The sequence below is a fragment of the Sphingobium sp. genome (assembly GCA_035196065.1).
Lineage (GTDB): Bacteria > Pseudomonadota > Alphaproteobacteria > Sphingomonadales > Sphingomonadaceae > Sphingorhabdus_B > Sphingorhabdus_B rara.
In genome coordinates, this window is the sequence record CP136575.1 from 2,322,869 (window position 1) to 2,343,355 (window position 20,487).

Annotated in this window: 17 protein-coding genes; 7 read left to right on the forward strand and 10 right to left on the reverse strand. The window is 58.4% G+C overall.

Features of this window, described 5'->3' with window-relative positions; genetic code table 11:
- Nucleotides 1-7: 7 nt before the first annotated feature.
- From RSE16_11145 to RSE16_11155, 3 genes are read right to left on the reverse strand one after another with little or no spacing between them, the layout of a single operon-like run.
- The gene (locus tag RSE16_11145; GenBank protein WRH75258.1) at nt 8-1,300 is read right to left on the reverse strand and encodes an amidohydrolase family protein; all 1,293 of its coding nucleotides are present in this window, start codon (nt 1,298-1,300) and stop codon (nt 8-10) included.
- A complete protein-coding gene (locus RSE16_11150) occupies nt 1,297-2,697 on the reverse strand; it encodes an amidohydrolase (GenBank protein ID WRH75259.1) in 1,401 nt (466 codons plus the stop codon). Before RSE16_11150 ends, RSE16_11145 begins: the two co-directional genes overlap by 4 nt.
- A 4-nt stretch (nt 2,698-2,701) precedes the next feature.
- Entirely contained in the window at nt 2,702-4,297 is a 1,596-nt protein-coding gene (locus tag RSE16_11155; protein WRH77350.1) for a peptide MFS transporter, read from the reverse strand.
- Between the two features lie 139 nt (nt 4,298-4,436).
- Here RSE16_11155 and RSE16_11160 point away from each other — a divergent pair, with 139 nt between their 5' ends.
- On the forward strand, nt 4,437-5,006 hold the full coding sequence (locus tag RSE16_11160) for a nitroreductase (protein WRH75260.1): 570 nt from the start codon (nt 4,437-4,439) through the stop codon (nt 5,004-5,006).
- A 47-nt stretch (nt 5,007-5,053) separates the two neighbouring features.
- A complete protein-coding gene (locus RSE16_11165; GenBank protein WRH75261.1) occupies nt 5,054-5,395 on the forward strand; it encodes a GntR family transcriptional regulator in 342 nt (113 codons plus the stop codon).
- Here RSE16_11165 and RSE16_11170 read toward each other — a convergent pair.
- Genes RSE16_11170 through RSE16_11185 form a run of 4 tightly spaced genes read right to left on the reverse strand, consistent with a single transcriptional unit; the run spans nt 5,392 to nt 12,189 of the window.
- Nucleotides 5,392-7,341, reverse strand: a complete 1,950-nt coding sequence (locus tag RSE16_11170; protein ID WRH75262.1) for a tetratricopeptide repeat protein — start codon at nt 7,339-7,341, stop codon at nt 5,392-5,394. The genes RSE16_11165 and RSE16_11170 overlap by 4 nt on opposite strands.
- Nucleotides 7,341-8,705, reverse strand: a complete 1,365-nt coding sequence (gene prsR, locus RSE16_11175; protein WRH75263.1) for a PEP-CTERM-box response regulator transcription factor — start codon at nt 8,703-8,705, stop codon at nt 7,341-7,343. Before prsR ends, RSE16_11170 begins: the two co-directional genes overlap by 1 nt.
- Nucleotides 8,706-10,799, reverse strand: a complete 2,094-nt coding sequence (gene prsK / locus RSE16_11180) for a PEP-CTERM system histidine kinase PrsK (GenBank protein ID WRH75264.1) — start codon at nt 10,797-10,799, stop codon at nt 8,706-8,708.
- A gap of 1 nt (nt 10,800) precedes the next feature.
- Complete coding sequence (locus RSE16_11185; protein ID WRH75265.1) at nt 10,801-12,189, reverse strand: TIGR03013 family PEP-CTERM/XrtA system glycosyltransferase; 1,389 nt, start codon at nt 12,187-12,189, stop codon at nt 10,801-10,803.
- A 177-nt stretch (nt 12,190-12,366) separates the two neighbouring features.
- Between RSE16_11185 and RSE16_11190 the strand changes: the two genes are divergently transcribed.
- Nucleotides 12,367-13,401, forward strand: coding sequence for a mannose-1-phosphate guanylyltransferase/mannose-6-phosphate isomerase (locus RSE16_11190; protein WRH75266.1), 1,035 nt, complete (start codon nt 12,367-12,369; stop codon nt 13,399-13,401).
- Nucleotides 13,402-13,420: 19 nt separating this feature from the next.
- Here the strand turns inward: RSE16_11190 and RSE16_11195 are convergent, their stop codons facing one another.
- Entirely contained in the window at nt 13,421-14,812 is a 1,392-nt protein-coding gene (locus tag RSE16_11195; protein ID WRH75267.1) for a short-chain fatty acyl-CoA regulator family protein, read from the reverse strand.
- Nucleotides 14,813-14,965: 153 nt separating this feature from the next.
- Here RSE16_11195 and RSE16_11200 point away from each other — a divergent pair, with 153 nt between their 5' ends.
- From RSE16_11200 to RSE16_11210, 3 genes are all read left to right on the forward strand, one after another.
- Entirely contained in the window at nt 14,966-16,567 is a 1,602-nt protein-coding gene (locus RSE16_11200) for an isocitrate lyase (protein ID WRH75268.1), read from the forward strand.
- Between the two features lie 23 nt (nt 16,568-16,590).
- Nucleotides 16,591-16,749 carry a hypothetical protein gene (locus RSE16_11205; GenBank protein WRH75269.1) on the forward strand — a complete coding sequence of 53 codons (159 nt, stop codon included), beginning with the start codon at nt 16,591-16,593 and terminating at the stop codon, nt 16,747-16,749.
- Nucleotides 16,750-16,895: 146 nt separating this feature from the next.
- Nucleotides 16,896-17,276 (forward strand): hypothetical protein, encoded by a 381-nt coding sequence (locus tag RSE16_11210; protein WRH75270.1) that lies wholly within the window; start codon nt 16,896-16,898, stop codon nt 17,274-17,276.
- Nucleotides 17,277-17,281: 5 nt separating this feature from the next.
- On the opposite strand, the gene RSE16_11215 is transcribed toward RSE16_11210, so the two are convergent.
- Nucleotides 17,282-18,601: an amidohydrolase gene (locus RSE16_11215; protein WRH75271.1), complete on the reverse strand. Its 1,320-nt coding sequence runs from the start codon at nt 18,599-18,601 to the stop codon at nt 17,282-17,284.
- 24 nt (nt 18,602-18,625) lie between these two features.
- Nucleotides 18,626-19,411 (reverse strand): 3-hydroxybutyrate dehydrogenase, encoded by a 786-nt coding sequence (locus RSE16_11220; GenBank protein WRH75272.1) that lies wholly within the window; start codon nt 19,409-19,411, stop codon nt 18,626-18,628.
- A 99-nt stretch (nt 19,412-19,510) separates the two neighbouring features.
- Here RSE16_11220 and RSE16_11225 point away from each other — a divergent pair, with 99 nt between their 5' ends.
- Nucleotides 19,511-20,410 (forward strand): neutral zinc metallopeptidase, encoded by a 900-nt coding sequence (locus RSE16_11225; protein ID WRH75273.1) that lies wholly within the window; start codon nt 19,511-19,513, stop codon nt 20,408-20,410.
- Nucleotides 20,411-20,487: the final 77 nt, after the last annotated feature.

Here is a 20,487-nt window from a genome sequence, read left to right on the forward strand (position 1 = left end):
ATCGGGATCAGTAGTCGTACGCCTTGGGCAGGCTCCCTTCGGCCGGATTGCGATAACGATCGCGCAAACGATCCTGTCGGTTACCCAGCGGCTGTTCGACACCGTCGATAAACACCGTAGTGGCAGCACTTGAAAGTTCAAGCGGATCGCCATCCCAGACCACGACATCAGCCGCGCGTCCGGCTTTCAAACTGCCGAGACGATCAGCCACGCCCATGATTTCGGCGGGAGCCGAACTGATCGCAGCAAATGCCTCGTCCCAACTCAGACCGGTCGCACCGGGCACCTTTTGCAGCGACACAAGGTTTCCTGCATATTGCGGTGTGTAGCGCAACTGGTGCGAATCCCGGTCGTTGATCATGCCAATGGCGACCTTGACGCCAGCCTTTTTCATGCGGCCAATATTGGATTGCGTTGCGCCCAACATCTCAAAGGTTGCCGGCAGATCGTTGAGCGCAGAGGCGATCACAGAGATGCCCGCAGCGGCCAGCTTGTCGGCAACACGCCAGCCTTCACTTGCGCCGACGAACACCATCTTCACAGCAGGAAAATCGCGCTTCAGGTCGATCAGACGCAGCATGTCATTCGCTGCCTCGACATGGATCAGCAGGCGGGTTTCGCCGCGCAGCACCGACTGCAGTGCACGGGCGTCTTCCTTTTTCAGCAGATCATCGTCAAAGGCATCGCTGCCTGCAGCATGATCCTGCGCCTCGCGCAGCATCGCGCGGAAATGCAGATGCGTTCCCGCACGGCTACCACCCGAAACTTCGGCTCCTTCTTCACCAAATTCGGCGAACTGGAATGCCCGTGCGCGGGTAACCGGTTCAGCATCGGCACCCAGATCGGCAATGGCACCCTGGCCGGCAAAAATGCTGGGGCCGCCCTCGGGTGCGACAACAGCGCGCGTGACGCCCGCTGTCCGGTTTACTGCGATGGGCGAACGGAAGGGATCAATGGCAGGGGCGATATCGATCGCTGCGGAAAAACCGCTGCGGCCGCCGCTCTTGTCATTGGTGCCATTGACGGCATCCACCTCGGCAAGGCCGACACGGCTGAAGCCGGCAAAAATGCCGGGCGTCACCCATTTGCCGCGGGCATCGACAGTGCGGGCATCGGCGGGAATGGCAACATTGGCGCCGGCGGCGACAACGGTGCCGTTGCGGATGAGCACGGTTCCACCCTCAATCGGTGCGGAACCATCGCCGATCACCAGCTTGCCACCGGTGATGGCAACGGTTTCGGCATGGGCGGCTGTGGTTGCAGCAATCAAAGCTGCGGTTGCGAGAAGGAAACGCTTCATTTCACGTCTCCCTCACCCGGTTGGCCCAGCTCGAAATCGCTGACGGGCCTCCGCTTCGGATTGTTGGAATCGAACAGCAGCGCGCCATCGACCCAGACCTTTTCAGGACGGCTATAAACGCTCAGCGGATTGCCGTTCCACAGCACGACGTCGGCCATCTTGCCGGGCTTCAGGCTGCCCGTCATTGCATCAATGCCCAGCGCCTTGGCGGGGTTATAGGTCAGCCAACGAATGGCATCGGCGTCCGAAATCTGGAAACCCATGCGGCGGCCATTGGCCAGCGCCTTGGCGGCTTCCTGATTCAGTCGCTGGATCTGGTTTTCATCGTCGGAATGGATGATCGTGCACGCGCCGGCATTTTGCAGGATCCCGGCATTTTCGGGGATGGCATCATAGGCCTCCATCTTGAAGCCCCACCAATCGGCCCATACTGCCGAACACACACCATTTTCGCGCAGCAAGTCGGCAATTTTATAGCTTTCCACGGCATGGTGGAAGGTCGATACCTTATAGCCAAATTCCTTCGCCATATCGAGGACGATCGCCATTTCGTCGGCGCGATAGCAGTGGTTCTGGATCATGATATCGCCGTCCAGGACGCCTGCCAGCGTTTCCATGCCAACGTCACGGGTGAATTCCTTGCCGGAATCACGCTTCTTCCGGTAATCCTGTGCCTTGATCCAGGTCTGGCGATTAACCGCAAGGTTGCCCATGCGCGTCGAAGGCATGCGCCCTTTCGCGCCATAAACGCGCTTCGGATTTTCACCGCACGCCATTTTCAGGCCATAAGGAGCACCCGGGAATTTCATCCCCTGCATCGTGCGGGCATAGACATTTTTCAGCACGACCGTGCGGCCGCCCATCAGATTTGCCGAACCTGGCAGAACCTGCAGCGACGTTACCCCGCCATTGGCAAGCGCGCGGCTGAAACCGGGATCCTGCGGCCAGATGCTATGTTCGGCCCAGACTTCGGGGGTTGTCGGGCTGGTCGCTTCATTGCCGTCGCTATGTGCCTCGACCGAGGGGGTGGGATAGTCACCCAGATGCGAGTGGATGTCGATGATGCCCGGCGTCACAACCTTGCCGGTGCCATCGATGATCGTCGTGCCTTCGGGAATGGCGGTATCCGCACCCCCGACGCCGCTGACCTTGCCATTGGCGAAAAAGACCACCCCATTTTCGATCCGCCCGCCTTCGCCATCAAAGATGGTGACGTTGCGGATCGCCGTCGCCACACCCGGATAGGGCTTGTAGGTCGACGGATAGGGGTTTTTGTCAAGCGTGAGCGGCTTTTCTGCCGGCACAGCCGAGGCACTTTTGGGCGCCTCGCTGGTGTTCGAACAGGCGACCAACGCCAACGGAGCGGCCAGGATCGACCAGCGGAAATTGCTCTTCATATGCTTACGCTGCCTTCTCTTCTGCAGTGTCTTCGTCCTTAAGCGTGTCGAGGTGCATCAGGCGTTTCACCAGCGGTGATACCAGAAGCACGACCACGCCGATGGCAATGGTGATATAGCCGATCTGTTCATAGACGCTGATCAGGCCCTCACGGGTCATTTCACCATCATGGCCACCCGTTGCCGCGCCGATGACGCCAGCTAGGAAGTTTCCGCCCGCAGTCGCGAAGAACCAAGCCCCCATAATCAGCGACGCCATGGTCGCTGGCGCAAGCCGGTTCATCGCCGACAGCCCGACTGGCGAGAGGCACAGCTCTGCCGTGGTGGCGAACAGGTAAAAGGCGAAGATGAACAACACCGGCACCAGCGTATCGGAACCAACGCTGTTCGCACCCCAGACGAGCACGAGGTTGGCAAAGCCGATCTGCGCCAGCGCGATACCGAATTTGGCAGGGGTCGAAGGCTCCAGCCCACGTCGACCGAGCCACACCCACAGGCCGGCAAAGACCGGACCCAGCAAGATGATGTAGATCGGATTGATCGACTGGAAGATCGACGCCGGCACGCCCTGACGATCGACAAAGCGGTCGGTGAACAGGTTCATGCTACCACCGGCCTGCTCGAACAGCGCCCAGAACAGGGGCTGCAACGCCAACAGGAAGAGAATGGCATAGATGCGGTGCCGCGCCTCTACATCCAGCTTGAACGACTGGAGCAGCACATAGCCGAGCAACAGCACGCCAAGGCCAAGCAGCAACCAGCCATAAAAGCCCTGATACTGGATCAGCAGCCAGATACCGGCAACAGCGGCAAGGCCGACGCCATAAATGCCATATTCGGTCGACTTGGTCATAGGTGCCGGCGCTTCGCCGCGGCCCATCAGCAACGGCTTGCCGAACACAAAGACGATCAGGCCGAGCAACATGCCGAGACCGGCTGCGCCAAAGCCATAGGACCAGCCATAGGTTTCACCAAGATAACCGGCAAAGATCGTACCGATCGCGGCGCCCACATTAATGCCCATATAGAAGATGGTGTAGGCACCGTCGCGACGCACATCGGTGCGCGGATAGAGTTGACCGACAATCACCGAGATATTGGCCTTGAGGAAGCCCGAGCCCACAATGATGAAGGCCAGCGCCAGCCAGAATATGTTGATCGCGGGATCCGCCTGTTTCACCAACGGGTCGGTAACGCCCGCCAAACCTTCAAATGCCATCAAAACATGGCCGAAGGTCAGCAGGACCGCACCGAATGCCACCGCCTTACGCTGGCCGAGATACCGGTCAGCAAGCCAACCGCCAAGAACCGGCGTGATGTACACAAGGCTGGTATAGGCGCCATAGATCAGGTTCGATTGGCCGTCGGAAAAGAGCCAGTGCTTTGTAAGGTAAAGGATAAGCAGCGCGCGCATCCCATAATAGGAAAAACGCTCCCACATCTCTGCGAAAAAGAGAACGTAGAGACCGCGCGGATGGCCGGCAAATTCCGGCTCCTTGCGCGTCGCGATATATGCCCCGCCAAGCAGGAAGAAACCCAGCACCGCAGCCGCGATCGCTGTGATCCAGTCCTGCTCCTGCCAAAGCGCAATGTCTTTCAGACCCATGTGCAATCCCCTCGAGAATCTTTGAATAGGCGGTCTTCGCCGCCTGTTTCCCTGATCCGACACCTAACTGAAAAATCGGGTCTGTGAAGAATTTTGTTGCGCTTGTTACTGCTTTTCGACGAACGGTTGGGTCATGTTCAATGATCGATCCAGCTTGCCCGCCTATCTTGCCAGCCGCCGTTCGGCCAAACCGCGTGATATGGTCGCGCCCGGCCCCGATGCTGCACAGCTTGACGCCATCCTCACCCTTGCCATGCGCACGCCCGACCATGGCAAGTTATTTCCATGGCGTTTTGTGAAGGTGAATGACCGTCAGGCTTATGCTGCCCTGCTGGAACGCGCCTTCCTTGCCGCCAATCCCGACGCCCGCGCTGCGCAGGTCGAGGCCGCGATAGCCGGCGCGCATCAGGCACCAACGCTGGTCATCCTGCTTTACGCCCCGCAAGAAAGTGCAAAGATTCCCGAATGGGAACAGATGCTGAGTGCGGGCGCAGTCGGCATGAACCTGATCCACGCGGCGCAAGCGCATGGATTTGTCGCCACCTGGCTCACCGGTTGGATTACCTATGATGAAACTGTCCGCACCGCGCTTTGCGAAGGCAGCGAACGCATTGCCGGCCTGTTCTATATTGGCAGCCCGGGGCAGCCGTTGGAAGAACGGCCGCGCCCTGAATTTGCAGCCATGGTGAGGTCTTTTCCCTAAGGCCGGAAACTTGACGCGCCCTACTGTGTTATGGCAGTAAGGTGGTCATGAAAGTCGATAGCAAACCCGTCTATCTGAAACTGCGCGACGAAATCGCCGCGGCCATCCTCAATGGCCGTTTCAGCGAGGGCGATATGCTTCCTTCGGTTCGCGCTTTTGCGGCGCAGCAAGGGGCCAATCCGCTAACAGTCGCCAAGGCCTATCAATTGTTTCAGGATGATGGCCTTGTAGAGGTGAAGCGCGGCGTCGGGCTGTTTGTTGCCAATGGCGCCGTGGCCCGTTTGCGCAATGCCGAGCGCGACAATTTCCTGAAAAATATCTGGCCCGGTGTTGTCGCGCAAATGCAACTTGCCGGCATCCGCCCTGAAGAGCTGCTCGAACTCGCTTAGCGCTCGGTGGCAATCGCGGCTTTATATTCGGCCGCGACTTCGCGATCCTCGGGCATCAATTTGGCCGCCTTGCGCAACAGATCGCGCGCAGCCCGCGCCTCTCCCGACTTGAGCAGCATATTTCCATAGACACGGGTGGTCATCGCATTTGCCGGATCGGCGCGATAGGCCAACCGCGCCATGCGCAGCGCCTCTGCATTGCGCCCCAGCCCTGAAAGCGTCCGCGCGATATTGGCATTGAGCGCGGCATCCCCCCAACCGATGCGCAAACGCGCCTTCAGCAACCAGGGCAAGGCCCCTGCCCAATCACCGCGATCGATCAAATGATAGCCGAGCATGCGCGCAGCAATCATGTCGCTGGGATTATAGGCAAGATAGGCGGCGATAACGTCTCCGGCTTTCTGGCTTTGCCCCTCAGCCCGATAGGCTGCGGCCAGCCGCTGCATCACGCCGCGCGAAAACTGAACCGCACGTGCCTTTTCATAGGCGCTGATCGCGGCGCCATCATCACCAGCCAGCCGAGCAATATCACCCGCCAATATCTGGGCGTCGGCAACGCCATCATTGCCCTGAACCAGCAGGGCTGTCGCCGAGCGCGCCTCTGCTATTTGGCCATTGCCAAGCAGATGACGGATATGCGGGATCACGGCCGGTGCACTTGCCGGGTTGCGAGCCGCATCCTGCGCTGCGGCAGCAGGCGGCGTGCTTTCCCGCAACAGCCGGCCTTGCGACGCAGACGGAAAATAGGCCGCATCCAAGGGCCCGGCGGCAAGATCGCGCCGGCCGCGCGCCTCTTCAATCCGGCCGAGCAGACGGCTGGAATAGCTGCCTTCCAATAGCGGCACCAATGCCGCCCGGGCGCCATCCTGATCGCCAGACCGATGCAGCGCCCGTGCCAGCAACTGTGCGACCTGCCCGTTGCGCGGCTGTGCCGACGCCAGCCGCGCCAATATGTCGACCGAATGGTTGAAATTGCCGAGTTCATATTCGCAGATTGCCCGCAGCAATTGTGGCCCCGGTAGCGCGGCATAGCCATCTGCGATCTTGTCGATCAGCCGGTGAGCGAGCCGATAATTGCCCGCCCGGGCAGCAAGTGTGGCCTGCATATAATAAGCGCGCGGATTGCGGTTATCGAGCGACAATATTCTGCGCGCCTGCGCCAACATATCGCGATTGCGACCCAAATCGCCCAGCGTCGCGGCATATTCTTCAAGTAAGGGCACATCATTGGGATCAATCTGCAACCCGCGTTCAAACCATGGAATGGCCGCCGCAAGGCCAAATTGCGATCGCACCAGCCGCCCGCGCAGTTCAAGTGCGCGCACATTTGCTGGATCGAGCGCAACCGCACGATCCAACGCCGCTATTGCACCACCCTTATTGGCGATCACCATCCGCAACCGGCCGATTTCAGTCCATAACAGACTATCGTCGGGCCAAATTTGCAATGCCCGATCAAAGGTGGCGGATGCCGCGGCGCTGTCGCCCATATCCATTTGCGCGCGGCCAAGAATGCGCGCTGCATAAGCCCCATTGCGACGGTCAACCGGGTCAGCGGCAATCGTTGCGATGGCATCGGCGGGCCGCCCCTCCATCCATTCGACATGCGCAAGCAAATGGGCGTAGCGGCTGCGCGGGACGCCGAGTGCGCCGACCTTTTCCAGTTGTTCGCGCGCCGTGATCGGGTCAAACAGCTGCAAGGCGGTTTCGGCCAACGCCAGCCGCGCTTCGGGCCAGTTTCCATCGGCAGCAACGGCATTCATCAACTCGACGCGCGCCGGCCGCCAATCGCGTCGGGCCAAATAGCCCTCGGCACTTTGATAGGCCTCTATCGCTGCCGGTGATGCCTTAACCGGTAAAGACGCCGAAACCGGGTGCAGCAGCAGCAAACACGCCGCCATCGCCGACAGCAAAGCTGCGGAACGGAGGCGCGGATGGGCTGGCATCAGGCATGGATCTCATATTGCTTGAGCAGATCATAGAGCGTCGGTCGGCTGATCCCCAACAGCTTGGCGGCGTTGGAAATATTGCCTTCAGTCCGCGCAATGGCCCGGCCGATTGCCTTGCGGTCAGCCGCTTCGCGTGCTGCCTTCAGGTTCAACAGGCGGTCATCCTCATCCACATTATCAAACTGCAGATCATCGACGGTGATGAATTTGCCGTCAGCCATAATCACAGCGCGTTTTACCCGATTTTCCAATTCGCGGACATTGCCCGGCCATTGCCACTGGTCAATCGCCGTTAGCGCGCTGGCAGCAAAGCCTTTGATGGCCGGATTCATCTCCCGCGCAAAGCGGTTGAGGAAATGCTTGGCAAGCAGCACGGAATCACCGCTGCGTTCTGCCAATTGCGGGATGGGAACGCTGATCTCGGCAAGCCGATAATAGAGATCGTCGCGGAACGTCTTGTCGGTGATCATCTGGTGGAGATCGCGGTGCGTAGCGCACACGATGCGCACATCGACTGCTATGGGCTTGCGTCCGCCAATCCGTTCGACTTCGCGTTCCTGCAGAAAGCGCAGTAGCTTCACCTGCAACGCCAGAGGAATATCGCCCACTTCGTCCAAAAAAAGCGTGCCGCCATGGGCGAGTTCAACCTTACCCTCGGTTGTCTTGACCGCGCCGGTAAATGCACCTTTTTCATAGCCGAACAGTTCGGATTCAAGCAGGTTTTCGGGAATCGCGCCGCAGTTAATCGCAACAAAGGGCTTGTGCCGCCGGTCGCTGGCTTCGTGCAGTCCGCGGGCAAGCAATTCCTTACCGGTCCCGCTCGCACCCAGCAGCATGACCGAGGCCCCCGTATTGGCGACCCGTTCGATCGTGCGCGCCGCTTTCAGCATCTCCGGCGCTGCGGTAATCAATGTACCGAACAGCGTTTCGCCATCCTTGCCCGGTTCCTGCATCTGCCGGTTCTGCAGTTCAAGTTCGCGGACATGGAAGGCGCGCTGCACGATCAGGTGCAACTGGTCGATGTCCACCGGCTTCTGGTAAAAATCCCACGCCCCCGCCGAGATCGCGGTCAGTGCGCTTTCCTTGGCATTATGGCCGGATGCGACAATCACCTTGGTGTCGGGTTTCAGCCGCAATATCTCTTCCAACGCGGCAAAACCCTCCGTCACGCCATCGGGATCGGGCGGAAGGCCCAGATCAAGGGTCACGACGTCGGGTTCCTCCATCCGCAGGATCGCCATCGCCTCTGCACGGTTCGCGGCGCAATAGACCTCGAAATCCTCATAGGCCCATTTCAACTGGCGCTGCAGCCCCAGATCATCTTCGACGACCAGCAATTTGCGCATTGGTTTTTCCAGCATCTAGGCGGCCTTTTCAATTTCGGCGGTGTCTTCAGGCTTGTCTGCCACGGGCAGTAACAATGTCATTCGCGTGCCTTTGCCGACGCGGCTGTCGACATGCAGATGACCACCCAGCGATTGGGCAAGCGCCCGGGCCTCATAAGCGCCAATGCCGAAGCCGCCGGGCTTGGTCGATTCAAACGGTTTGAACAGCTGGTTCGCCACAAAGGCCTCGGTCATGCCGCAGCCCTTGTCGCTGACGCGGATCGCGACCCAATCATCCTGGCGCGACGCGCTGACCCGGATGGGCGAGCCGTCTTCGGTGGCATCAATCGCATTCTGCACGAGGTGGTTGAGGATCGTTTCCACCCGGCCCGGATCGGCAAAGGCGGAAAGGCCCGGCGAAAAATCGCTCTCAATCGGATAGATCAGCCGCTTGTCATGGATCACCGATCCCACGGCCTTTTCGACATCAAATGCCGCCATGGCAGAATGGCGCGCCTGGCTATGCTGCGAAAGACGAGCGAGCAGATCGTTCATCTTGCCGACCGACGATTTCAGCGTCTCGATCATATCCGCCTGGAATTCCGGCTTCTGCGCATGCTTTTCGGCGTTGCGCGCAAGGATGCTCAACTGGCTGACCAGATTCTTGATATCGTGCATCACAAAGGCAAAGCGGCGGTTGAACTGTTCGAACTGGCGGCTTTCGGTCAGCGCCTCCTGGCTGGTTGCCTCGGCCAGATAGCTGGCCAATTGCCGCCCGACGACCCGCATCATGTCAAGATCTTCCCAGTCGAGCCCGCGCTTGACCGGCGGATTGGCCAGAACGGCAACGCCGGCAAGCCTGCCAAAATGCACCAGCGGAACGACAACCCAGGCCCGCGCCTCATCATATAACCATTGCGGGATCGCCCTATGGTCAACCATGGAATCGCTGCCGTCGCGCACCGATTCCATCAGCAGGATATGCCCCGTCCGTTCCAGGAACGGCACCGTCTGCGAATTGCCGGCATAGGTCGGAACGTCGGCCGTCGGCCAGTTCCAACGTGCCTGCAGGACCAGCCGGGATTCGCTGTCTCGCGTCAGCAACAGCCCGCCCGGTGAATCGAAAATGTCGGCAAGCGATTTGACGACCCGTTCATGGAAGGGCGCAGCATCGCTGGGAAAGCCAATGGTTTCGGCAAAGCGCATCCACTCCGTGCGATAATCATAGCGGTGCTGGAAGAAGTTCTTGGCGATTACGACATTCAACCAGGCCCGGAACTTGCCCGACGGAAGGATCATCATCGCCGCCAGCGACATGCCAATGATCAGGCTGATCTGCGCAAGCCTTACATAAGTGCCGCCGACCAGTTGAAGTGCCGTCGCCAGCAAAAGCATGATCAGCAGATAGGCACCGATGGCCAACAGCGATACCGACTGGAAAGTAACCGAACGCGACAGCCGGATACGCCACTGGCTGTTGCGCCGCGTGCCATAGGCAAACACCGGCGCCAAAAGGCTGAACGCGATACCGCGCATGGCGATCAGTTCGGACGGCTGGTCGTTGGTCAAATAGCCGATAGTGTTGAGGTTAAGGTCATAGGTCCATGCCGCCGCCAGCGCCGCCATCGGCAGTTGGATACCCCAACGGGCGTCGGGCGCAGAAACGGTGTATAGATTATGCACCAGCACCAATGCGCCGATTGCAAAAATCATGCGCAGCAATTGCATTGTCTCGATCGACGCAGCCGCAGCAGCGGCGCTGCTCGGCGCAAACGCCAGGATCGCCGCATCCACCAATGGCTGCATCAGCAGCACAAGCAGCAACGCCCCATAGAGCATCGAAATGGTCTGCGGATGCTTATGGCTTTCGCCGCTTTTCAGCAGTGCAAAAAGAAAGCCAAGCCAGCCAAGATTGCGCGCGGTTTCACCAAAGGATGCCCATTGGCTATATGGCCCGGCCAGCACCGTTGCCACGCCCCAAAAGGCGGTCAGGGCAAGCGCTGCGATCAGCGATAATTGTTGGCGATTGCGCGTGCCAAACTGATGGAACACCCAAATGGCAAGTGCGGCATAGAGAAAGCCGACTGCGGCATGCCCCCAAAATCCGGCCAAGGCGAGTGCGGCCCCCATGTCAGCGCACCCCATCCGGCCAAAGAATGACCCGCGCCGTTTGCAGCAGGATCAGAAGATCAAGGAAAGGCGTATAGTTTTTGGCGTAATAGAGATCATATTCCAGTTTCTGACGGCTGTCGTCGATTGACGCGCCATAGGGATAGTTGATCTGCGCCCAACCGGTGATGCCGGGCTTCACCATATGCCTCTCGGCGAAATAGGGCAGTTGCTGTTCAAGGTCGGCCACAAATTCGGGGCGTTCGGGACGCGGCCCGACAAAACTCATTTCCCCTTTCAGGACGCACCAGGTTTGCGGCAATTCGTCGATACGAAATTTGCGGATAAACCATCCGATACGGGTGATGCGGGGATCATCCTGCGCCGCCCATATGGCCTTGCCCTCGGCCTCTGCATCCTGCCGCATCGAGCGCAGCTTGATGACGTTGAACGGCACGCCATAACGGCCCACACGTTGCTGCCGGTAAAAGGCAGGGCCACGGCTTTCCAGTTTCACCAATAGAGCGAATAGCAGGATAATCGGGAAAGTAAGCGCGACCAAAATTGCGCTGGCAACAACGTCAAACAGCCGCTTGGCGATGCCCGACAAACGACGGCCAGACGAAAAGCCGTCCGAAAAGATCAGCCAGCTGGGATTAACGCTATCAAGATCGACACGCCCGGTTTCACGCTCAAGAAAGCTGGAAATATCATTGACGTGCACACCTGTGGTCTTGATCCGCAGCAAATCCTGCAACGGCAAGGCATTGCGCCGCTCTTCAAGCGCCAGAACGACTTCGCTGGCGCCGAGGCGCACGACAAAATCGGCAAGATTGTAAATCGCAGAACGGTTGATGGCTTCGGGAATGATCCGCTTCGCCTCGTCCATCGCGATGAAGCCGACGACCATGAATCCCGAACCTGCGCGTGCTTCCAGATCCTTGATGCGCTGGGCCCTTTTGCCGGCCCCCAGCACCAGCAATCGGCGCTTGAAACTTTCGCCGCCAATCAAACGACCAAGGATCAGGCGGCTCAACGCCAGATATCCGAATGCCAGCCCCATGGCGTACAGCGAATTGGACCGCCAGAGCGTCATCCCCGGCATGGCAAATGCCATAATGGCCATGAAGATAACGCCCAGCGATACAGCAACAATCAACCGCGCAATTGCAAAGCGCAACGATTGCAGCGATTCCTGACTATAGACACCAACCGACACTGCGGCGAGCTGCACAGATGCGGCAAATGTGATCAACGGCCAGAAGCGGTTACCGATATAATCGACCTGCATGCCAATCTGGTTGGCGCGGATGACCCAAGCGGTTTCTGCAGCGGCGATCAGCAGGCACAGGTCCACCAGTGCCAGAAACAGCACTGCATAGGGAACATAATGCTTGAACAGCCTTATCATCGGGGCGCACGCACCTCTTTCTTGCCTCAGCTCTAGAGAGCAAAGGTAAAGTGTCGATTAATTTTACACTTTGTCGCAAAGCCTATCATTTACAGGCGTTTGCGGGAACTAAGGACTGTCCCCGATGTTGCCACTCGTCCATTGCGGCTATTGCGCACCTGATCTAGGATTCAATGCATGAACATCATTCCCGTCATTTTGTCAGGCGGTGGCGGCACACGGCTTTGGCCAATGTCGACGCCCGATCGGCCCAAACAGTTTCTGGCGCTGACCGGCGCGCCGACAATGTTCCAGATGACCTTAAGCCGTGTGATCGACGGATCGCGTTTCGATGCACCCATTGTCGTGGCCAATGCTACACACTCCGCACTGGTCGAAAATCAGATGACGGCGGCCGGCGTCAATGATGGCAGGATCATTTATGAACCCAGCGCCCGCAACACCGCGCCCGCAATTGCTCTGGCTGCGTTGGCCGCATCAGACCGCGGCGCACCGATGCTGGTGATGCCCAGCGATCATATCATTGCCGATGTCCCTGCATTTCATTCCGCGATCACTGCTGCCTTGCCGTTGGTCGAACAAGGCTGGATGGTCACTTTCGGCATAGAGCCGACCGGGCCCGAAACCGGTTATGGCTATATCCGCATCGGTGAAAACCTTACCGACGCGGTTGCCCGCGTCGACAGTTTTGTCGAAAAGCCGGATGCCGCGACGGCGCAGGCAATGCTCAATGCCGGAAACCATGCTTGGAATGGCGGCATTTTTCTATTCCGTGCCGACATCTATCTGGAAAATCTTGCAAAGCTGGCGCCCGAAATGCTGCATGCAGCAACAATGGCGATCGACAAGGCCGAACGGCGGGGCAATGCAATCTATCCCGATGCGGACGCGTTCGCTGCATCCCCTTCCAACAGCATCGATTATGCCGTGATGGAGAAAGCTGAACGCGTTGCCGTCGCGCCGGTTGCCATGGGCTGGTCGGACGTGGGAAGTTGGGATGCTCTATACGAAATCGGCGAAAAAACCGAAAATGGAAACCATATCACCGGCCCAGCCCGGCTGATCGAAAGCAGTGGCAATTTAATCCACAGCGATGGGATCCGCATTTCTGCAGCTGGCATCGACGATCTGATCATCGTCGCGACCGGCAATGAAGTGATGATCGTGCCGCGTGGCGGCTCGCAAATTGTCAAAAAGCTCAGCGAGTCCTGACCGAGCAAGGGCCAGAGGCTTATTGCGGCTCATCCATCGCCCAGGTGAAGGGCGTCAGCGCACGTTCGCGATCATTGAAAACCAGTACGCGCCCAACAGGCGGCGCACTGCGTTGCGGGCAATCCGGGCGGGTACAGGCTTGGCAACCAAGACCTACGCCAGTTGCTCCCGGACCGGCCAGATCAAGTCCGCGTGACGCCGCCAAGCTCGACGCAAGACCAGCGTCCAAGCCAAGGCCGACGGCAAATTCCGCACGAATGCCCCCTGCCCGCCCGGTCTGCGGCTGCACTGTGCGCGCAAGCGTGAACCAGCGCGAGCCATCCTCTAGTTCGACAAGCTGGCGCACCAATTGGCCCGGCCGGTCAAAGCTATTGTGCAGCGACCAAAGCGGGCAGCGCGCGTCGTTTTCAACGAGCGGCGAACCGCTTGCCCCAGCATAACGTTTTGAACTGACGCCAGCCCGGTCAATGCGGATCATGAAAAATGGCAGGCCGCGCGCGCCCACCCTTTGCAACGTGGTCAGCCGGTGGGCGACCTGTTCAAAACCTGCCCCGAAGCGCCGTTGCAGCAATTCAATATCATAGCCTGTGGCGTCGCAGGCGCGCAGGAAACGGGCGTAAGGCATCATCAATGCCGCGGCAAAATAGCCGACCAGATGGCGGCGGTACAGGCGTTCGCTTGCCCGTTCGGCAAAATCGGCACCCTTGACCAAGGCATCAATCTCGGATCGTGCCTCAAGCAGCGCAAGCTCGCTGGCAACGGCGAAAGTGCGACTTGCGGGATCGAGCAATTCGGAAAGCTGGAGTTGTCGTGCATGCAGGTCCAGCCGCTTCAACCGGTCGGGAAGGACGTCCACTGGCAGGATGCGGATCGAAAGCTGGTGCTTGATGCGCAGCCGTTCGGCAATCGCACCATAAAGATCGGCATTGCCCAACCGCAATTCATCGGCCAACGCCTCGGCCTGCATGTCCAGATCAGCGAAATGGTTGCGCCACCGTTCGATTTCGCTGCGGACTGCGGCAATCGCATCGGCTTCGCGGGCGCCGCCTCCACCCGACAACCGGTCAAACGCGCGTGCAAAGGCTTCGGCAGCATCGGGGGCTGCGGCGATCCAATCCTCGATCTGGATACGGTCAAGTTTCAGATCGGCAAAAATTGGGTCAGCCAGCCGCCGCCTGATCGCCTCCACGCCGCCGCCGGGGGTAGCGCCAGTCAGGCTGCGCGCATCAAAATCGAAACGCTGTGCCAGCCGCAGCAATATCGCCGCGGTCAAGGGACGCTGGTTGCGCTCAATCAGGTTCAGATAGCTGGGCGAAACCGCCAGCGCCTCTGCCATGGCGGTTTGCGTCAAACCATTGGCGCGCCGAATGCGGCGTACGGCATGTCCGGCGTAAAGTTTTTGCTCACTCATGGCGGAGTTATGTCAATTTATTTACAACATGACAAGGTTGAACGCAATTTCGACCACTGCAACACAATATAATTTACAATTTTTTCTCATGAGCAGCCGTGAACATAGCTAGGGTTCTTCTGTATTAGACCTCCCAAGCAAGGATTTGTCAAAATGGCTTATCAGGAAGAAATCGCAACCGCTGGCCAGATCATTGGTTCACACAATGGTACATGGGATTCAATCAGCCCCGAAGCTGTCGCCCGGATGCGCATTCAGAATCGCTTCCAGACCGGCCTCGACATCGCCCGCTACACCGCCAAGATCATGCGTGAAGATATGGCTGCCTATGATGCCAATCCCGCTCAATATACCCAGTCACTCGGCTGCTGGCACGGCTTCATCGCGCAGCAGAAATTGATTTCGGTGAAGAAGCATTTTGGCACCACCAAAAAGCGCTACCTTTATCTGTCAGGCTGGATGATCGCCGCACTGCGCAGCGACTTCGGCCCCCTGCCCGACCAATCCATGCACGAAAAGACGAGCGTCCCCGCATTGATCGAGGAACTCTACACCTTCTTGCGCCAAGCGGATTCGCGCGAACTGAACCTTCTCTTCCGCGAACTCGATAATGCCCGCGAAAATGGCGATGCAGCGAAGGAAGCCGAACTGCTGGAGAAGATCGAAAATTACGAAACCCATGTCGTTCCGATCATCGCCGATATCGATGCCGGCTTTGGCAATGCAGAAGCAACCTATTTGCTCGCCAAGAAGATGATCGAGGCTGGCGCCTGCGCGCTGCAGATCGAAAACCAGGTTTCGGATGAAAAGCAGTGCGGCCATCAGGACGGCAAGGTTACCGTTCCGCATGAGGATTTCCTGCAGAAAATCCGCGCCTGCCGCTATGCTTTCCTCGAACTCGGCGTTCCCGACGGCATCATTGTCGCCCGCACGGACTCGCTGGGTGCAGGCCTCACAAAGCAGATCGCCTTTTCAAAGGAACCGGGCGATTTGGGCGATCAGTATAACAGCTTCCTCGATTGCGAAGAAATCGATGCCTCGCAGATCGGCAATGGCGACGTGGTCATTACCCGCAATGGCAAGCTGTTGAAGCCAAAGCGCCTGCCCTCAAATCTTTTCCAGTTCCGCTCGGGAACCGGCGAAGATCGCTGCGTCCTCGATTGCATCACGTCGCTGCAAAATGGTGCCGACCTCATTTGGATCGAAACCGAAAAGCCGCACATCGAACAGATTGCCGGTATGGTGGATCGCATCCGCGAAGTCGTGCCGAACGCGAAACTGGCTTACAACAACTCACCAAGCTTCAACTGGACGCTGAATTTCCGCCAGCAGGTCTTCGATGCCTGGACAGCCGAAGGCCGGGACATGGCGGCATATGACCGCGCCAACCTCATGAGCGCAGTCTATGACGAAAGCGAACTTGGCGTAGAGGCGGATGAGCGTATCCAGTCATTCCAGCGAGAATCGGCAAAGCGGGCGGGAATCTTCCACCACCTGATCACCCTGCCAACATATCACACAGCAGCCCTCAGCACTGACAATCTTGCCAAGGATTATTTCGGCGAGATGGGCATGCTGGGTTATGTCGCAGGTGTGCAGCGCAAGGAAATCCGTCAAGGAATCGCATGCGTCAAGCACCAGAACATGTCCGGTTCGGACATTGGCGATGACCATAAGGAAGCCTTTGCCGGTGAAGCCGCGCTCAAGGCCGGTGGCAAGGACAATACAATGAACCAGTTCGCCAACGCCGCCTGAAACCTTCAGTAAGGAGCAAGCAAATGACAGAACCACCACGTTCCCGTGCCGTGCTTTCAACCGAAGATTTCAAGCTGATTCGCAAGGCGCTTGAAAACTACATCCCCACCATCAGCGATGGTGAGGAAAGCAAGAAATTTGCCCGCCTGTATCACCGATTGGGCAGCGCAATGGGCCGCTGAAATCCGAGTTTTCCTGGGGAGGAAAAACTACCTGATGCCGTCGGCAGAAATGCCGGCGGCTTTTTCTTTGCTCGCGCCGTTCAACCATTCGTTAAGCAACATCGGCTAGGGAAATGCCAAGAGTTATTGGTTGATCAGGTATCGCGATGGACAACATCCTTAAATATATTCTCGGCGTTTTGGGCGTTGCTGCGCTGATCGCGCTGGCAATTCCGGAAAATGCCGGAAAACCGAAGGATGACCCTTCAACGCTGAAACCGATTGCACCCGCTCCTATTGCATCGACCAACGGCCCTATTCCTCCTGCCACCACCGACGAAGCCGATAGCGACGACGACGCGATGGAAGATTGGGAAGACGACTATCGGTCCTTTGGCCAACCGATGAACGACGCACAGCCAGCCGGTTCGGAAGGCAATTCGTCGAACAGCGAAAACGTCGCCAGCCCCGGTAGCATTCCCATCGGGCCTGCCGGTTCGCCGTCAATTGCCAGTGGCAACAGCGAAACCGGTCAAGTCAGCGAGTAAAAGCCTTATTTCGGCATAAGATCCAGTGCAGCCGCCGCCATGGCTTCTGAAGCCGTAGCGATCACCTTGTCGGCCTCAGGCGCCCAGAAAGGCGAATGCAGCGACGGCAAGGATTTTCCGCCCTTCATCGCGGCGTCATAATCGGCTTGCGGCACGCCACCGACCCAGAAGATCAGGCTTTGCACATTGGCCTTGTCCGCACGATAGAACTGGCTGAAATCCTCACCACCCATAACAGGCTTAGTTTCGATCACGCGATCCTTGCCGAAGCGCTTGGTGAATGATTCGACAATTCGGCCGGTAAGCGGTTCGGTATTGTAGGTCGCGGGCGTGAACTCAGCTTCATTGACGAAAACCTGGGGCATCTTCTCTTCAGGCATACCGGCAGCAATGGCTTCGCCCTTGGCTATCCTGCGGATGCCATCAAGCAGCAACTTGCGGGTCTCGTCGGAATAACTGCGCACAGTTAGCAGCATCGTCACTTCATCGGAAATGATGTTATGCTTCGCGCCACCATGGATTGCCCCCACGGTCACAACCGCCGCATCCTGCGGATCGACTTCACGGCTGACCAGCGTCTGTAGCGAAGAGACAATACGGGCCGCCAATACAACCGGGTCCTTGGTCGTTTGGGGATAGGCGCCATGACCGCCGACGCCCTTCACCTTGATATCAACGCTATCGACATTGGCGAGCGCCCAGCCGCTGGAATAGCCGATCGTGCCAGCCGGAAACTGCGCTGCGTCATGGAAGCCGATGACATAATCAGGTTTGGGAAAGCGCGTATAAAGGCCGTCATCGAGCATAGCCTTTGCACCTGCGCCGATTTCTTCGGCGGGTTGCAGGATCATCACCAGGGTGCCGGACCATTTGTTCCGATTGGCGACAAGCTGCCGCGCGGTGCCAACCCATGCGGTCATGTGTGTATCATGACCGCAAGCGTGCATGATGCCCGACTCGGTACCCGACTTGCTAACGCCGCGCTTTTTGGAGGCATAAGGAAGCCCTGTCTGTTCCTCCACCGGCAATCCGTCCATGTCGGCACGGATCATCACGACCGGGCCGGGGCCGTTTTTCAGGACAGCAACGACGCCCGTCTGGCCAACCTTTTCGGTTACTTCAAAACCCAGTCGGCGCGCCTCTGCAGCAAGCTTTTCTGCCGTGCGAAATTCCTGAAAGCTGAGTTCGGGATTGGCGTGCAGGTCGCGATAGATTTCCATCAGCGACGGCATATCCTTTGCAATCGCCTCACGCAGCGCATCGGCACGCACCGGCGCAGTGATCGTCAGTGCAAGTGCAGCGCCAAGTAGCCATTTCATCTTCATAATCTCTCTCCCTGATCCGATCCGTTATTGGGCGGTCCAGCCGCCGTCCATTGATAGATTGGCGCCGGTAATGGCGCTTGCCTCATCCCGGCAGAGGAACAGCGCCATCGCGGCAAGCTGCTCCACCTGCACGAATTTCTTCTGCGGCTGTCCGGCGAGCAAAACATCATTGATTACCTGATCACGCGTCAGCCCTCGGGTTTTCATTGTGTCGGGGATCTGGTTTTCCACCAGCGACGTCCAGACATAACCCGGGCAAATGCAGTTGACTGTGATGCCTTGAGTGGCAACCTCAAGCGCAATCGTCTTGGTAAAGCCGGCAATGCCGTGCTTTGCGGCATTATAGGCGCTTTTATACGGCGATGCGACAAGGCTGTGCATCGACCCGGTATTGATCACCCGGCCCCAGCCTTTCTCCTTCATGCTCGGCAACGCCGCCTTCGTCGTGTGAAACGCACTCGAAAGGATGATCGCGATGATCGCATCCCATCTGTCTTCGGGAAATTCATCGACCGGGGCAACATGCTGGATGCCGGCATTGTTGATCAGGATATCGGGCGCTCCAAGCCGGGCGGTACAATCCGCCACCATCGCGCGGATTTCGTCTGGCCGCGTCATGTCTGCGCCCGAATGGAGCGCACCTGCATTGCTGGTGCGGATCAATTCTTCGACATAGCCTTGGATTTCGGTCGCATCGCCGAAACCATTGATCATCACATTCGCGCCTTCCGCCGCAAGACCGCGGGCATAAGCGAGGCCGATGCCGCTGGTCGAACCTGTGATCAATGCGGTCTTGCCTTTGAGGAACATGTAAAAAGCCCTTATCTGCGAAGCGGAAACACGGCTTACTTCCTTGCGCTTTTCCGACAAAACCGCAATGCTCGATCGCAGCCGGTCAGGAGATTTCCTATGCGTCTCGACGACATCGATCCCAGTGGCAATATCAACGATCAGGGCGCAGGCGGCGGCAGCTTTAGCGGTGGCGGCGGCATGGGCGGCCTTATTCTCGGCCTACTGCCCTTGTTATTCGGTCGCAAGCTGGGGTGCGGAACCCTCCTGATATTGGGCGCACTCGCCTTTTTCATGTTCAGCAGCGGCGGCATTAATCTGGCGAGCGGGCCGGCCACGCAGGTCGGCAACGAAGCATTGGGAAGCGGCGCCAATAAAAGCTGTGACACCAAGAGTGAGCTTTTTGCCTGCCGGGTGTTCACGCTCGCTGAAAGCAGTTGGACCGATATCTTTGCGCAGGCAGGAGCGCGTTACCAGCCGGCCAAGCTGGAATTTTATCAAGGCGGTGGCCAATCGGGCTGCGGCGCGGCACAGGCCGCAATGGGGCCGTTCTACTGCCCGGCAGATCAGGGCATCTATCTGGACACCACATTTTTCCAGCAACTGGACCAGATGACCGGCGGTCAGGGCAATGATTTTGCCTATGCCTATGTCGTTGCGCATGAAATGGGCCATCATATCCAGAATATCACCGGCATCGCCGATCAGGTTCGGGAGGCGCAGGCACGCGTCAGCCGAGCGGAGGGCAATGCCCTGCAAGTCCGAATGGAATTGCAGGCGGATTGCTATGCCGGCGTATGGGCGGCACGTAACGCAGAACGGATCGAGCCCGGCGACATTGAGGAAGGCATGCGCGCCGCCAATGCGATCGGCGACGACACGCTGATGAAGCAAGCTGGTCGCGCACCTGTAGAAAGCATGTTCACCCATGGCACGTCGCAGCAACGCGTGGCGGCACTGCAGCAGGGTTTGAAAAGCGGTGATCCGAATAGCTGCGACTTTTTCCGGGGCGTCCTCTAAGAAAAGGATTGTCGGCTCAGCCGATCAACGCCATCACTTTCCAATTAGTTCGGGTTGAAGAAGGATCGCCTCGGCCA